At 72.0% G+C, this 14540-nt stretch carries 12 protein-coding genes; 4 read left to right on the forward strand and 8 right to left on the reverse strand.

Annotation, left to right across the window (positions count from 1 at the left end):
- Nucleotides 1–281: 281 nt before the first annotated feature.
- Together ABEB07_RS26645 and ABEB07_RS26650 are read left to right on the forward strand one after the other, a co-directional pair.
- Complete coding sequence (locus ABEB07_RS26645; RefSeq protein WP_176150326.1) at nucleotides 282–980, forward strand: aggregation-promoting factor C-terminal-like domain-containing protein; 699 nt, start codon at nucleotides 282–284, stop codon at nucleotides 978–980.
- A gap of 153 nt (nucleotides 981–1133) precedes the next feature.
- Nucleotides 1134–2495, forward strand: coding sequence for an AI-2E family transporter (locus tag ABEB07_RS26650; RefSeq protein WP_345670630.1), 1362 nt, complete (start codon nucleotides 1134–1136; stop codon nucleotides 2493–2495).
- 31 nt (nucleotides 2496–2526) lie between these two features.
- Here the strand turns inward: ABEB07_RS26650 and ABEB07_RS26655 are convergent, their stop codons facing one another.
- Together ABEB07_RS26655 and ABEB07_RS26660 are read right to left on the reverse strand one after the other, a co-directional pair.
- Nucleotides 2527–3060, reverse strand: a complete 534-nt coding sequence (locus ABEB07_RS26655; RefSeq protein WP_176150328.1) for an alkyl hydroperoxide reductase — start codon at nucleotides 3058–3060, stop codon at nucleotides 2527–2529.
- A gap of 3 nt (nucleotides 3061–3063) precedes the next feature.
- Entirely contained in the window at nucleotides 3064–3618 is a 555-nt protein-coding gene (locus ABEB07_RS26660) for a peroxiredoxin (RefSeq protein WP_176150329.1), read from the reverse strand.
- Nucleotides 3619–3751: 133 nt separating this feature from the next.
- On the opposite strand from ABEB07_RS26660, the gene ABEB07_RS26665 reads away from it, so the two are divergent.
- Complete coding sequence (locus ABEB07_RS26665) at nucleotides 3752–4711, forward strand: hydrogen peroxide-inducible genes activator (protein ID WP_176150330.1); 960 nt, start codon at nucleotides 3752–3754, stop codon at nucleotides 4709–4711.
- A gap of 101 nt (nucleotides 4712–4812) precedes the next feature.
- Here ABEB07_RS26665 and ABEB07_RS26670 read toward each other — a convergent pair whose 3' ends face one another.
- The 5 genes from ABEB07_RS26670 to ABEB07_RS26690 all read right to left on the reverse strand — a co-directional run bounded on the left by ABEB07_RS26670 (nucleotide 4813) and on the right by ABEB07_RS26690 (nucleotide 9794).
- Entirely contained in the window at nucleotides 4813–7152 is a 2340-nt protein-coding gene (locus tag ABEB07_RS26670; RefSeq protein WP_345670631.1) for an ABC transporter permease, read from the reverse strand.
- Nucleotides 7149–7838, reverse strand: coding sequence for an ABC transporter ATP-binding protein (locus tag ABEB07_RS26675; RefSeq protein WP_176150332.1), 690 nt, complete (start codon nucleotides 7836–7838; stop codon nucleotides 7149–7151). Before ABEB07_RS26675 ends, ABEB07_RS26670 begins: the two co-directional genes overlap by 4 nt.
- Nucleotides 7835–8359, reverse strand: coding sequence for a PadR family transcriptional regulator (locus ABEB07_RS26680; protein ID WP_164584748.1), 525 nt, complete (start codon nucleotides 8357–8359; stop codon nucleotides 7835–7837). Before ABEB07_RS26680 ends, ABEB07_RS26675 begins: the two co-directional genes overlap by 4 nt.
- A gap of 188 nt (nucleotides 8360–8547) precedes the next feature.
- On the reverse strand, nucleotides 8548–8799 hold the full coding sequence (locus ABEB07_RS26685) for a type II toxin-antitoxin system antitoxin (protein WP_345670633.1): 252 nt from the start codon (nucleotides 8797–8799) through the stop codon (nucleotides 8548–8550).
- The gene (locus ABEB07_RS26690; RefSeq protein ID WP_425589081.1) at nucleotides 8796–9794 is read right to left on the reverse strand and encodes an SPFH domain-containing protein; all 999 of its coding nucleotides are present in this window, start codon (nucleotides 9792–9794) and stop codon (nucleotides 8796–8798) included. The genes ABEB07_RS26685 and ABEB07_RS26690 overlap by 4 nt, the downstream gene beginning before the upstream one ends.
- A 275-nt stretch (nucleotides 9795–10069) precedes the next feature.
- Between ABEB07_RS26690 and ABEB07_RS26695 the strand changes: the two genes are divergently transcribed.
- On the forward strand, nucleotides 10070–12553 hold the full coding sequence (locus tag ABEB07_RS26695; RefSeq protein ID WP_345670634.1) for a transglycosylase domain-containing protein: 2484 nt from the start codon (nucleotides 10070–10072) through the stop codon (nucleotides 12551–12553).
- 114 nt (nucleotides 12554–12667) lie between these two features.
- Here the strand turns inward: ABEB07_RS26695 and ABEB07_RS26700 are convergent.
- The coding region (locus ABEB07_RS26700) for a SpoIIE family protein phosphatase (protein ID WP_345670635.1) at nucleotides 12668–14540 on the reverse strand (1873 nt) is incomplete at its 5' end.

A 14540-nucleotide genomic window follows, 5' to 3' on the forward strand; every position in this document is an offset into this window, starting at 1 on the left:
CACGCAACTCGGAATTGCCACTCCGCGTCGGGTTACGGCAGAGTCTCAGTCCTGTCAGGCCCCGCATGCGACACAGGTGTACCCCCAGCGGTACGGCACCACTCGATTCATCCCAACTCCACAGCGTCGTCGTATGCCGCCCGAGCACCACGCGGCGCTCCTGTCACGGGAGTTGCCCATCGGGCCCGCGCCTCCGTGACCCGAAGTTGGGAGGCCAGTGCCAGGGGGCACGATTGCGTCCGCCAGGGTCACCGAAGCGGGCGATGCTGGAAGGAAACCGTGTGAGCCGGATCTCGGTCCGGGGATTCGCAGTGGCCTCCGCCACCGCGGTCACCGCTGTCGGTAGCGTCGTGGGCGTTGCCTCGGGCAGTGTCGCCCAGAACAACGACGCCGAAGCGGCGCCGGCAGCCGACGCGACGCTTCTGTCGGACATCCCCGTCGGTCAGCAGGCGCAGGTGCAGACCGCATCCCTCGCCCAGCAGGCCGACGCGCAGGCCATCGCCGCCGACGCGAGCGCCAAGAAGGTTGCCGAGGAAGCGGCCCGCAAGGCCGCCGCCGAGACCGCGATCGCCAAGAAGGCCGATGCCGAGAAGGCGGCCAAGGAGGCCAAGGAGCGGGCGGAGCTAAAGGAGGCGGCCAGCCGCAGCGCGGCCCGCGACGCCTCCACTTTCACCGTCCAGAGCTCGTACTCCATCGGCCAGATCCAGGCGATGGCGCGGCAGATGGTGCCGAGCGGCCAGTTCCAGTGCTTCAGCAACATCGTGGACCACGAGTCCAGCTGGAACTACCACGCGGTCAACGCCTCCTCCGGCGCGTACGGCCTCTTCCAGGCGCTCCCGGCCGGCAAGTACTCCTCGGCCGGCGCCGACTGGCAGACCAACCCGGCCACCCAGATCAAGTGGGGCCTCAACTACATGAACGGCCGCTACGGCAGCCCGTGTGAGGCCTGGTCGTTCTGGTCGGTCAACCACTGGTACTGAGCCCGCCCGGCACGTCGCCGGCCCGGTTCGCCCGTGGCGCTCAACTTCGCGCGGCCCCTCCCCGTCCTAGGGGGAGGGGCCTTCGCCATGTAGCGTCTGACGGGACGGCTCCCGGGAGGAGTGGTGGGGACGGACGGGGGAAGAGGACGGATCATGTCGCGAGTGCCACGGTGGATCGGCCGGCTCGGCGCCGGGCTGACCGAAATGGGTGAGCGGTTGGACGAGCGCCGCGCCGAGGTGGAGAAGGAAGAGACCGGTACGGAACCCGAACCGGCCACGGACACCACGGTGCTGCCCGACCATGTGACCGTCGTACCGGCCCGTCCCGATCCGGCGCAGGCCGTGCCCTGGGGGGTGCGGGTGGCCGCCGAGGCCGGCTGGCGGGTGCTGGTGCTGGCCGGCACCGTGTGGGTGCTGATGCGGGTGATCAGCGCCGTGCAGCTGGTCGTCCTCGCCTTCGTCGCCGCGCTGCTCATCACCGCCCTGATGCAGCCGACCGTGGCGCGGCTGCGCCGCTACGGCCTGCCCCGCGGACCGGCCACCGCGCTCACCGCGATCGCCGGCTTCGTCATCATGGGCCTGATCGGGTGGTTCGTGACCTGGCAGGTCATGGAGAACATCGACACGCTCTCCACCCAGATCCAGGACGGCATCGACGAGCTGCGCAAGTGGCTGCTGAACAGCCCCTTCCACGTCACCGACAAGCAGATCAACCAGATCGCCAAGAGCCTGCGCGAGGCCATCGGCGCCAACACCGACCAGATAACGTCCGCCGGCCTCGAAGGCGTGACGGTGGTGGTGGAGGCGCTGACCGGGATCCTGCTGACGATGTTCTCGACGCTGTTCCTCCTCTACGACGGCCGGCGCATCTGGGAGTGGACGCTGAAGCTGGTGCCCGCCGCGGCCCGCCCGGGCGTGGCCGGCGCCGGTCCGCGCGCCTGGCGCACGCTGACGGCGTACGTGCGGGGCACGGTGATCGTGGCGCTCATCGACGCCATCTTCATCGGCCTCGGCATCTACTTCCTGAACGTGCCGATGGCGGTCCCGCTGGCCGTGTTCATCTTCCTGTTCGCGTTCATCCCGCTGGTGGGCGCGGTCGTGTCGGGCGCGCTCGCGGTGGTGGTCGCGCTGGTCACCCAGGGCGTGTTCACGGCGGTGATGGTGCTCGTGGTGGTGCTGGCGGTGCAGCAGATCGAAGGGCATGTGCTCCAGCCCTTCATCCTGGGGCGCGCGGTGCGCGTCCACCCGCTGGCGGTGGTCCTGTCCGTCGCGGCCGGCGGCATGATCGCCGGCATCGGCGGCGCGGTGGTGGCGGTGCCGCTGGTGGCGGTGACCAACACGGTGGTGGGCTATCTGCGCAAGTACTCCCACGAGCAGGCGCTGCGCCAGTCGCCGCGGCCGCACGGCGCCACCGCCTCGGCCGACGTAGCCCTGCCGGCGGCGACCGAGGGACGGCAGCCACCGCCCGCGGAAGACGCCGGGGAACGCACGGAGCCCCGCCCACCGGAGGGGTGAGCGGGGCCCGTGAAGGGGCGGGGCCGGCCGGTTACTCGGCCAGCACCGCCTCCGCGTCCAGGGTGACGCCGACGGCCTGGATCACCGAGGCGATCTTGAACGCCTCCTGGATGACGTCACGCTCCAGGCCCGCCTTGCGCAGGACCTGCTCGTGCGAGTCCAGGCACATGCCGCAGCCGTTGATGGCCGAGACCGCGAAGGACCACAGCTCGAAGTCGACCTTGTCGACGCCCGGGTTGCCGATGACGTTCATCCGCAGACCGGCGCGCAGGGTGCCGTACTCGTGGTCCGACAGCAGGTGCCGGGTGCGGTAGAAGACGTTGTTCATCGCCATGACGGCCGCCGCGGACTTCGCCGCGGTGTACGCCTCGGGCGACAGGTTCGCCTTCGCCTCCGGCTCCAGCTCACGCAGGACGATCGGCGAACGCGAGGCGATCGCCGTCGCCAGCACCGTGCCCCACAGCTGCTGCGCGGGCAGGTCGCTGTTGCCGATGACCGAGCCCAGGTTGAGCTTGAGGTCCTTGGCGTAGTCCGGGACGGCGGACTTCAGGGAGTCGAGGGACATGCCTCACTCACCAGCCAGCAGCGCGACCGGGTCCAGGGTCTCGTCGCCCTTGCTCCAGTTGCACGGGCACAGCTCGTCGGTCTGCAGGGCGTCCAGGACCCGCAGGACCTCCTTAGGGTTCCGGCCGACGGAGCCCGCGGTGACCATCGTGAACTGGATCTCGTGGTTGGGGTCCACGACGAACACGGCGCGCTGCGCGAAGCCGTCCTCGCCCTCGATGCCCAGCGCGCGCATCAGCTCGTGCTTGGAGTCGGCCATCATCGGGAACGGCAGGTCGGTCAGGTCCGGGTGGTCCTTGCGCCAGGCGTGGTGCACGAACTCGGAGTCGCCGGAGAAGCCGAGGATCTGGGCGTCGCGGTCGGCGAACTCCTCGTTCAGCTTGCCGAACGCGGCGATCTCGGTCGGGCAGACGAAGGTGAAGTCCTTGGGCCAGGCGAAGACCACCAGCCACTTGCCCTCGTAGGACTTGTGGTGGATCTGCTCGAACTCCTTGCCCTTCTCCAGCGAGACGCAGGCGGACAGTTCGAACTCGGGGAACTTGTCACCGACAGTGAGCACACGCTCTCCTTGCAGCGAAGAAACACCGGTTTCGCCCGTGTTTCCCATGGGTTGGACCATCCTGATGTTGGCACAGGGTGCATTGATTACGGAAATAGCTACACTCGGTCGTGTTGATCGGAGGTAGTTATCAGTGAGCGTCGGTAACACCGGCAGACGGAAGCATCTGCCCAGTTTGTCCCAGCTGCGCGCGTTCGCCGCCGTGGCCGAGCACCTGCACTTCCGGGACGCCGCCGCCGACATCGGCATGAGCCAGCCGGCCCTGTCCAGCGCCGTGTCCACCCTGGAGGAGACACTCGGTGTCACCCTGGTGGAGCGTACGACGCGCAAGGTGCTGCTCTCGCCCGCGGGGGAGCGGCTGGCGGTGCGGGCCAGGGCGGTGCTGGAGGAGGTCGGCGCGCTGCTGGAGGAGGCCGAGGCGGTCCGGGCGCCCTTCACCGGCGTCCTGCGCCTGGGCGTCATCCCGACCGTCGCCCCCTATCTGCTGCCCACCGTCCTGCGCCTGGTCCACGGCCGCTACCCGGACCTCGACCTCCAGGTGCACGAGGAGCAGACCGCGAGCCTGCTGGACGGACTGGCCGGCGGCCGGCTGGACCTGCTGCTCCTTGCGGTGCCGCTCGGGATGCCCGGGGTGGCGGAACTGCCCCTGTTCGACGAGGACTTCGTCCTGGTCACCCCGCTGGACCACGGCCTCGGCGGCCGCGAGGGCATACCGCGCGAGGCCCTGAGGGAACTGAACCTGCTGCTGCTAGACGAGGGCCACTGCCTGCGCGACCAGGCCCTGGACATCTGCCGTGAGGCCGGCCGGGAGAACGCCCCGGTCACCACCACCGCGGCCGGCCTGTCCACCCTGGTCCAGCTCGTCGCCGGGGGCCTCGGCTGCACGCTGCTGCCGCGCACCGCCCTGAAGGTCGAGATCTCCCGCAGCAGCCAGCTGCTGACCGGCTCCTTCGCCGAACCGGCCCCCTCCCGCCGGATCGCCCTCGCCATGCGCGGCAGCACGGCCCGCGCCGCCGAGTACCGCGAACTGGCCGCCGCCCTGCGCACCAGCCTGCGGGCCCTGCCGGTACGCGTCCTGGACCCGGCGGCCTGAGAACGGCCCGGAGCCGTACACCCCGCGAGCCCGTACGCCACGCGTGAAGGCTCCCTCCCCGGCGGGGAGGGAGCCTTCACTGCTGCCCGGGGGCAGGCCGGCTACTCCGTGCGCAGCCCCTCCGGCCGCATCAGCCGCAGCAGCGGCGGCAGGCTCAGCAAGGTCACCACCAGGACGATCCCCGCGCCGATGCCGGTCATCGTCAGCACGCTCGACCAGTCCACGGACACGGTCGTGGCGGTCATCTTCAGCAGCACCGTGCCCAGCGTCAGACCCACGGCCGAGGCCAGCAGCAGGCCGAGCGCGACCGGTACGGCCGTCTGCCACAGCACCGACAGGCTCAGCGTGCGCCGCCGGGTGCCGAAGGCGACCAGCGCCGACAGCAGCTTGCGGCGTTCGCGCAGCTGCTCCAGCTGCGACACCAGCAGGCTCGCCCCGATCAGCGCCAGCACACAGGTCGCGCCGACCAGCAGCCCGGTGCGGATGGAGGCGAACTTCTTGGACTCCTCGTTGCGCGTCCAGACCATCACGTTGGCGAACGGGTCCACGGCGGCGGCCGCGTTGCGCACGTACTCGCGCACGTCGGGCACGGCGTCGTCGAGCGAGACGTAGGCCTGCGCCACGGGCTGTCCGGCGGCGGCCGGCACCGCGCCCCGGGTGAGCAGGAAGCCGTCGTGCTCCATGCCGCTCGGGTCGGTGCCGGGGGCGACCTTCCTGATCCCTTGCGGCACCGTCCAGCGCGCCTCGCGGCCGGCGTCCATGCCCTGGTCGGTGTCCAGGTAGAGCTTCTTGCCGGGCTTGGCCAGGACGGGGGTGTCGGTGTCGTAGTCGGCGGCCGCGACGACGAAGGCGTCGCCGTCGCGGCACGAGGGCAGGGCCGCCACCTCGCGCAGCGCCGCGCAGTCGCCGATGGTCACCGGCGAGTTGCGGTTCTGGCCGCCGGCCGACTTGACGCTGGCGTCGGAGAGGTTGCCGCCGGCCAGCGCGACGACCTTGCGCACGCCCCGGACCGAACGGAACTTCGCCACCGCCTCGTCGGCGTCCACCCCGCGCGAGAGCTGGACCTCGATCTGGGCCCGGTTCACGTCGTTCCTGGACGCCTTGGTGTAGTCGCCCTCCACGCCCGCGAAGAGCATCTGCAGGGCGATCGCGCCGGCCACCGCGACCGCGATGCCGTTCACCATGCGGGCCGCCGTGCCGCTGCTCAACTGAAGCCGCCGTACCGCGAGTTGCCAGGACACGGAGCCGTTTCCGAGTCGGGCGACGACCGCCTCCACGATCCACGGCAGCAGCGCCGTCACCCCGACCAGCAGCGCGATCACACCGCCGGCGACCAGGTACTGGTTGAAGTCGCCCTCCGTGCGGCCCTTGCCGATCATCGGGTAGAGCATCGCCAGGCCGATCACCGGCAGCAGCAGCCGCCACCACAGCCGGCGCCGGGCCGGCCGGGCCGTGCGGACCACGCCGAGCGGTTCGATGACCACCCCGCGCAGCGCGAGCAGGGTGACCAGCACCGCGGCCGCCGGGACGGCCACGGCGACCAGCACCGCGAGGGCGGGCGCCGGGTTGAGGTAGCTCGGGAACACGCTGACGTCGAGGACCTCCAGCGAACCGGCCAGCTGACGGCCGAGCAGGAAGAACACCGTGCCGAAGACCAGCCCGAGCAGCGAGCCCGCCAGCGCCTCGCCCGCCGCGATCCGGCGGGTCATCCGGCTGTCCGAGCCGACCAGCCGCAGCGCGGCCAGCCGGCGGTCGCGCTGCTCGCCGCCGAAACGCACCGCCGCGGTGATGAACACCGCCACCGGCATCAGCAGCACCACGAAGACCACCAGCACCAGCAGGATCAGCACCGGGTCCGATTTGGCCGGCACCGGGTTGGGAGTGCCGTACTCGCTGATCCGCGCCGTCTGCCAGCCGTTGATGTGCGGGGCCAGGCCGGTCGCGCCGGCGTAGTAGGCCAGTTCCTGCGAGCCGATCAGTCCGCTCTCGGCGATGGTCCCGGTCACCCGGTACGGCAGCCGCTCGCGCAGCAGCCGGCCGTCGCCGGAGTCGAGCAGCTTCTTCAGTGCGGGGGAGACCACCATGTCGCCCGGCGTCGGGTACTTCGCGAGCCCCGGCGCGATCGGCGCGCGCGGTCCCTCGGGCTCCACCAGCCGCCCGCGGATGTCCTTGTTCCCGTAGGTGGTGTCGACGTCGGCGATGACGAGGGTGTCGTCGGCCTTCGGCTTGACCTTCTGGCTGTAGGTGTAGTCGGAGCGGGCCTCGCCGCGGTCGTGGCGCACGTTCAGCGCGCTCGGTATCGCGGTGGTCAGCAGCAGCAGCGCCACGCCGAGCCCGACGCCGACCGCCGTCAGCAGCACCCGGGTCCACCCCTCGCGCCCGCCGGTGAACGCGAACTTCGCGCCCAGCCGCAGGTCGGCGGCCCATTGGCGGAGGTTCATACGAGCCGCTCCATGTCCCGGGACCTGCCGTCGCGCACGACGATCTCGCGGTCGGAGTAGGCGGCGACCCGCGCCTCGTGGGTGACCAGGACGACGGCGGCGTTGGCGGACCGGGCGGCCTCGGTGAACAGTTCCATCACGCGCTCGCCGTTGAGCGAGTCGAGCGCGCCGGTCGGCTCGTCGGCGAACAGCACCCGGGGCCCGGAGACCAGCGACCGGGCGACGGCCACCCGCTGGCCCTGGCCGCCGGAGACCTCGCCCGGCCGCTTCTTCGCCAGGTCGTCGACCTCCAGCCGGGCCATCCAGGAGAGCGCGGCCCGCTCGGCCTCCTTGCGGGAGGTGCCGTTCAGGCGCAGCGGCAGGGCCACGTTCTCCACGCAGGTGAGTTCGGGCACCAGCTGGCCGAACTGGAAAACGAAGCCGAACTCCGAGCGGCGCAGGGCGCTGCGCTGGGCGTCGGACATGGCGGACAGCTCGCGGCCGTCGTAGGTGATCGAGCCGGAGTCCGGGGTGACGATCCCGGCCAGGCAGTGCAGCAGGGTGGACTTGCCGGAGCCGGAGGGGCCCATCACGGCGACCACCTCGCCGGGGTGGATGGAGAACTCGGCGCCGTCCAGCGCGGTGGTCGGGCCGTAGGCCTTGCGCAGGTTCTCGGCGGTCAGCAGGGAGCCGGGGGGAGGGGTCATCGGGTCACCGCCGCCCGGAGCTTGTCGAGGCGCGCGGCGGTCAGTTCCAGCCACCTGAGGTCGGCCTCCAGGTGGAACAGGGCGTGGTCGCAGACGAGCTGGTCGGCGAGGTCGCCGTTGCGCTTGCGGTCGGTCAGGATCCGCATGCTGCGCAGGTGCTCGGAGCGCTGCGTGTCGAGGATGTCGGCGGCGTCGCGGTGGGTGAGCAGCGCGAGGACGACCTTGGTGTAGAGGGTCGACTGGAGGTAGGGCTCGGGCTTCTCCGGCGTGGCCAGCCAGCGTTCGACGTCGGTGACGCCGGCGTCGGTGATGGCGTAGCGCTTGCGCTCGGGGCCGCCGCCGGCCTCGATGCCGTCGACTTCGACGAGGCCGTTCTTCAGCAGCCGGGACATCGTCGAGTAGACCTGGCCGTAATGCAGCGGCCGGTCGTGACCGAACTTCTCGTCGAAGGCCCGCTTCAGGTCGTAACCGTGACGCGGTCCGGACTCCAGGAGCCCCAGGAGGGTGTGACCGATGGACATGGAGAGCACTCTACACACCGTGTATACGTGCCGTGTATACGCCGAGTGTGTAGCCGATGGCGAGGGGTGTTCCCGCGCAGGTGAGCGCCGTTTGTCACGGTTCCGCTACGGCGGTGGCCGGGGCCGGACCGGACCGGGCGGGGCGCGGGGTCGGCGGAGGCGGGGTTACGGGGAGGGCGGGGGCGGGGTCAGGGGCCCGGCGGAGGCGGGGTGCGGGGCGGGCGGCCGCGGCGCGGGAGGGGGCCGGTCTCACCGGGCAGCCGGCCGGCCTCGGCCAGGGCGCGGCGCAGCAGGTACTCGATCTGGGCGTTGGCCGAGCGCAGCTCGTCCGACGCCCAGCGCGCCAGCGCGTCGTAGACGGACGGGTCCAGCCGCAGCAGCACCTGCTTGCGCTGCTGCGGCCGGCGCCGGGCGGGCGTGCCCTCCTCGGGTGCGGTCACTGGTAGAGCGTCCCGGTGTTGAGGACCGGCTGCGGCGCCCGGTCCCCGCACAGCACCACCATCAGGTTCGACACCATCGCCGCCTTCCGTTCGTCGTCGAGCTCCACGATGTCCCGCTCGGCGATCCGGGCGAGCGCCGCCTCCACCATGCCGACGGCGCCGTCCACGATCTCGCGCCGGGCGGCGACCACCGCGCCCGCCTGCTGCCGCTGGAGCATCGCCGAGGCGATCTCGGGGGCGTAGGCGAGGTGGGTGAAGCGCGACTCGATGATCTGCACCCCGGCCGCCTCCACGCGCGCGTGCAGTTCGAGGGCGAGCTTCTCGGTGATCTCCTCGGCGTTGCCGCGCAGCGACAGACCGGCCTCGTCGTGGGCGTCGTAGGGGTACTCGATGGCGATGTGCCGCACGGCCGCCTCGGTCTGGGTGGAGACGAACTCCAGGTAGTTGTCCACCTCGAAGGACGCCTGCGCGGTGTCCCGCACCTTCCACACCACGACCGCGGCCAGCTCGATCGGGTTGCCGTAGGCGTCGTTCACCTTCAGGACGGCGGTCTCGTGGTTGCGCACCCGGGTGGAGATCTTCTCGCGGGAGGTCAGCGGGTTGACCCAGCGCAGGCCGTCCTCGCGGATCGTGCCCCGGTAGCGGCCGAACAGCTGGACGACCCGCGCCTCGCCGGGCGCGACCATGTTGAGTCCGCACATGGCGAGCAGCGCGGCGATGCCGACCGCGATGCCGACGACGATCAGCGCGACCTTGGGGCCGACGGTGGTGACCGCCGCGCCGGCCACCACCAGGACCACCGCGATCACCAGGCCGAGCAGTCCGAGCAGCAGCGCGAGGCCGCCCTTGATGCTGTGCGCCGCGAACTCGCGCACCTGCGGGGCGGGCATGTCGGGCAGGTCGGCGGCTCCGGTGCCGCCAGTGCCGCCAGTGCCGCCGGGTGCGGCGGCGGGGCCGGGTGTGCCGGTGGTGGGCGCAGGGTCCTGTGCGGACATGGGAATCCCCCGTTCTCGTACGTTCTGCCACGGTCCGCGACGGCGGTCGCCCGGGGCGGCCGCCGTGCGTCGCTCTATCTAAGTGATATCACTTTACCGCTCCATGGCAACCCCCGACCCCTCTGGAGCGTCGGTTCCGTTGGGGCGGGTGCTCATTGTCACGTCCGAAAAAGGGCGGATCGCGGGGCCTTTGTCATAGAGAGCGGTGTTAGCTTTCTGAGCTGACCTGCACGTACGTGAGTGACAGCTGAGACGGAAGCGGAGCGGACGGACGCATGGGACGAGCCGAAGAGAGACGAGCGCGGCAGCGCGGTGGCCGCCGTGCAGCGCCCAGGAGCTCGTCCGCCACGCCGATGGCCGGCGGCGACGGGCCGGCGGCCGGGAGCCCGGCCACCGGGGGCCGCGCGGCGGCGCGCCGGGCGGCGACGCGCTCCGGCCGGGCGGGCAAGGCCAGGAAGAGCGGCATACGCGCGCTGTTCACCTGGAAGAAGATCCTCGGCACGTTCCTCGGCGTGTGCCTGCTCGGCATCGGCGCCTTCGTCGTGCTCTACATGATGGTGGACATACCCGAGGGCAACGCCGACGCCCAGCGCCAGAGCAACGTCTACAAGTACAGCGACGGCTCGATCCTGGCCCGCGACGGCGAGGTCAACCGGGAGAGCGTGTCCCTGGACAAGGTGCCCGTCGCCGTCCAGCACTGCTTCGTCGCCGCCGAGAACAAGACCTTCTACCACGACTCCGGCGTGGACCTGAGGGGAACGGCCCGCGGCCTGCTCAACACGGTGTCCGGCAAGGGCACCCAGGGCGGCTCGACGATCACCCAGCAGTACGTCAAGAACTTCTACCTCAACCAGGACCAGACCGTCACGCGCAAGCTGAAGGAACTGGTCATCTCGCTGAAGGTGGACCAGAAGAAGTCCAAGGACGAGATCCTCGCCGGCTACATCAACACCAGCTACTACGGCCGCGGCGCCTACGGCATCCAGGCCGCCGCGCAGGCCTACTACCGCGTCGACGCGCAGAAGCTGACGGTCCAGCAGGGCGCGTACCTCGCCGCCCTGATGCAGGCGCCCAGCACCTACGACTGGGCGGCCGCCAGTGACAACGGCAAGCGGCTGGCCAAGGCCCGCTGGAACTACGTGCTGGACAAGATGGTCGAACAGCACTGGCTGGACGCCGGCCGGCGGCGCACCATGACGTTCCCGGTCCCCAAGGACCCCCGGCCCACCCCCGGGCAGGAGGGCCAGAAGGGCTACCTGATCGCGCTGGCCAACAGCCAGCTCGAACAGAAGCTGATGAAGGACCAGGGCCTCACCCAGTCCGAGGCGGAGCGCGCGGTCGAGGACCAGGGCTGGACCATCACCCTGAACATCGACAAGAAGCGGCAGGCCGCGCTGGAGGGCGCGGTCAAGGGCCAGCTGACGAGCAAGCTGGAGCCCAAGCGGCGCAAGGTCGACGGCGACGTCCAGGCCGGCGCAGTCTCCGTCGACCCCAAGACGGGGAAGATCGTCGCCCTGTACGGCGGCCAGGACTACTTCAAGCACTACTACGACAACGCCACCCGGCGGGACTACCAGCCCGCCTCCACCTTCAAGCCGGTGATCCTCGCCGCGGCCCTGGACGGCGAGGCCGAGACCCAGGACGGCCAGCCGATCACCGCGACCACCGTCTACGACGGCACCAGCGGCCGGCAGGCCGTCGACCACGGCGCCAAGGTCGGCTTCGGCCCGCCCAACGAGGATGACCAGAACTACGGCCGGATCACCGTCCAGACGGCGATGAACCAGTCCGTGAACTCCGTCTTCGCCCAGATGGGCATCGACGTCGGCATGACCAAGGTGATGAGCGTCGCCGACAAGCTCGGCATGGACACCAAGGGCATGCAGGCGGTCCCCGCGCAGACCCTGGGCTCCATGGGCGCCAGCCCGCTGGAGATGGCCGGCATCTACGCCACCCTCGACAACCACGGCAAGAAGGTCACCCCGACCATCGTCGAGAAGGCCGAACAGCAGAGCCGGGGCACGGTCAGGATGGACGACGCGATCGGCGACCAGGTCGTCACCCGGCAGGCCGCCGACACGGTCACCTCGGTGCTGACCGGCGTGGTCGACGACGGCACGGCCAAGAAGTCGGTGGCCGACAACCCGCTGCGCGACGGCCAGCAGGTCGCGGGCAAGACGGGCACCTCCGACTGCAACCGCTCGGCCTGGTTCACCGGCTACACGCCCCAGCTCGTCACCTCGGTCGGCCTGTTCGGCGAGGCGGGCGCCTCCGGCGGCAAGGGCTGCGAGGGCGGCACGGTCAAGAAGGGCGACCATGTGCCGCTGACCGGCGCGATGGGCGGCGGCCGCGTCAACGGCGGCGGCCCGCCGGCCGCGATCTGGGCCGCGTACACCTTCGGCGTGATGGACGGCACCAGCAAGTTCGACCTGGACACCACGCAGGGCGCGGCCGTCCAGCCGTCCACCAGCCCGTCCAACAGCCCGTCGCCGAGCCACTCGGCGTCCGAGTCGCCGAGCAGCCCGCCGCCCTCGCCGTCGAAGTCGCCGAGCGAGTCGCCGTCGAGCCGTCCGCCGAGCAGCCCGCCGGCCAGCCAGAGCTCGTCCCAGGCGCCGCCCACCCAGTCGTCGTCGGCCCCGCCGCCCGACCCGTCGAACAGCCCCGGCGCCGCCGGCGGCGGCGATGGCGGCGGCGGCGACCCGTTCGACCCGGGCGGCGACGGACCGCAGCTCACCGACCGGGAGCACACCACCCGGTGACCGGCGCGCCCCCTCCCGGCAGGGCGGGGGCGCGGCCTCGGGATGCGGCGAGGGGCACACACCGTACGGTGTGTGCCCCTCGCCGCATCCCATGGGCCGGCGTGCGCCGCCGGGTCAGCCCCGGTGCAGCTCGAACCAGACCACCTTGCCCGTGCTCAGCCGGGTCGCGCCCCAGCGCCGGGCCAGCCGGTTCACCAGGTACAGGCCGCGGCCGCCCTCGTCGGTGGCGCGGGCCTGCCGCAGCCGCGGCAGCTGCGGCACGTCGTCGCCGACCTCGCAGCGCAGCACGTCCGTGCGCAGCAGCCGCAGCGTCACCGGCCGGGAGGCGTAGCGCACCGCGTTGGTGACGACCTCGCTGACCAGCAGCTCGACGGAGTCCGTCAGCTCCTCCAGACCCCAGCGCGCCAGCGCGCGCCGGGCCAGCCGGCGGGCCTGGCCGGGCGCGGTCTCCTCCGGGTCCAGGACCCAGTACGCCACGTCGCTCGGCGCGATCCCGTCGAAGCGGGCCGCCAGCAGCGCGATGTCGTCGTCCCGGTCGCCCGGCCCGAGCATGTCCAGGACCTCGTCGCACAGCGCCTCCAGCGGCGGCGGATGGTCCGGCCCGGTCAGCCGCGCGGTCGCGGCCAGCTTCTCGCGCAGCTGCTCGATGCCGGTCCACACGTCGCGCAGCCGCGACTCGACCAGGCCGTCGGTGTAGAGCAGCAGCGTGCCGCCGGCCGGCGCTTCCAGCTCCACCGCCTCGAAGTCCACCCCGCCGACGCCGATCGGCGCGCCCGGCGGCACCTTCAGCACCTCGGCCCGGCCGCCCAGGTGCAGCAGCACCGGCGGCGGATGCCCGGCGTTGGCGATGGTGATGCGGTGCGAGACCGGGTCGTAGACGGCGTACAGACAGGTCGCCATGCGGTCGGTGCCCAGGCGCTGCGCCTGCTCGTCCAGGTGGTGCAGCACCTCCTGCGGCGGCAGGTCGAGACCGGCCAGGGTCTGCGCGGTGGTGCGCAGCTGGCCCATGATCGCCGCCGAGGTCATGGAGTGGCCCATCACGTCGCCGACGACCAGGGCGACCCGGCTGCCGGGCAGCGGGATCGCGTCGTACCAGTCGCCGCCCACCCGCGCGGTCTGCGCGGCCGGCAGATAGCGGGAGGCCAGCCGCACCCCGGTGGGGCGGGGCAGGGTCTCGGGCAGCATGGTGCGCTGGAGCTCGTCGGCGATGTACGCCTCCCGGCCGTACAGCATCGCCTTGTCGATGCCGAGCGCGCTGTGCGTGGCGAGCTGGGCGGCGACCAGGAGGTCGTCGGTCTCGAACGCCGGCCGCTCGGGGCGGCGCAGGAACAGCGCGGCGCCGATCACCCGGCGCCTGCCGCGCAGCGGGGCGAGGACGGCGCGCTGCCCGCCGGGCACCGCCAGCTCGGAGTCCTCGCCGAGCAGCTCGGTCAGCGCGGCGCGCGCGGAGGGCACGTCGGTGAAGACCGGCCGGACGCCGCGCAGCACCTCGCCGAGCGCGCTGCCGGGCCGCACCTCGCACAGCTCGTTGGTGACGTTGGACAGCTCGGCCGGCTGCTCGGGCGCCGGGACCGGCATGAACCCGATCTCGGTGTCCCGCTCGGTCGGTATCCGGTCGGTGCGGCGCAGCCGCAGCACCAGCGGGCCCACCGGCCGCTCGTCGCCCACCGGCAGCGGCTCGCGCAGGTACACGAGGATGGCGTCGGAGAACGTCGGCACGGTCGCCCGGCACAGCCCCATGACGATCTCGTCGAGGTCCATGCCGCGCGCGATGCGCCGGGTCGCCGCGCCCACGAACCGCAGCCGGTCCCCGTCGCGCCGCATCGGCAGCGGACGGCCGGTCGGCGCCGCCTGCCCGGTACGCCGCTCCTGGCCGCCGGGGCCGCGCCGCTCGGCGGCCTCGGCCGCGCCCGTCGGACCGAGCGGACCGGAACCCTGGGCGGCGCCCGCGCGGCCGGCGGCCCGGTCGCCCGGTTCGGGCTGGGCC

The sequence above is a fragment of the Streptomyces similanensis genome (genome assembly GCF_039543625.1).
GTDB lineage: Bacteria > Actinomycetota > Actinomycetes > Streptomycetales > Streptomycetaceae > Streptomyces > Streptomyces similanensis.

Coding starts and splice junctions, on each gene's coding strand:
- ABEB07_RS26650 (WP_345670630.1), top strand. CDS start 1,134: ATGTCGCGAGTGCCACGGTGGATCGGCCGGCTCGGCGCCGGGCTGACC.
- ABEB07_RS26655 (WP_176150328.1), bottom strand. CDS start 3,060: ATGTCCCTCGACTCCCTGAAGTCCGCCGTCCCGGACTACGCCAAGGAC.
- ABEB07_RS26670 (WP_345670631.1), bottom strand. CDS start 7,152: ATGAACCTCCGCCAATGGGCCGCCGACCTGCGGCTGGGCGCGAAGTTC.
- ABEB07_RS26675 (WP_176150332.1), bottom strand. CDS start 7,838: ATGACCCCTCCCCCCGGCTCCCTGCTGACCGCCGAGAACCTGCGCAAG.
- ABEB07_RS26680 (WP_164584748.1), bottom strand. CDS start 8,359: ATGTCCATCGGTCACACCCTCCTGGGGCTCCTGGAGTCCGGACCGCGT.
- ABEB07_RS26690 (WP_425589081.1), bottom strand. CDS start 9,794: ATGTCCGCACAGGACCCTGCGCCCACCACCGGCACACCCGGCCCCGCC.
- ABEB07_RS26695 (WP_345670634.1), top strand. CDS start 10,070: ATGGGACGAGCCGAAGAGAGACGAGCGCGGCAGCGCGGTGGCCGCCGT.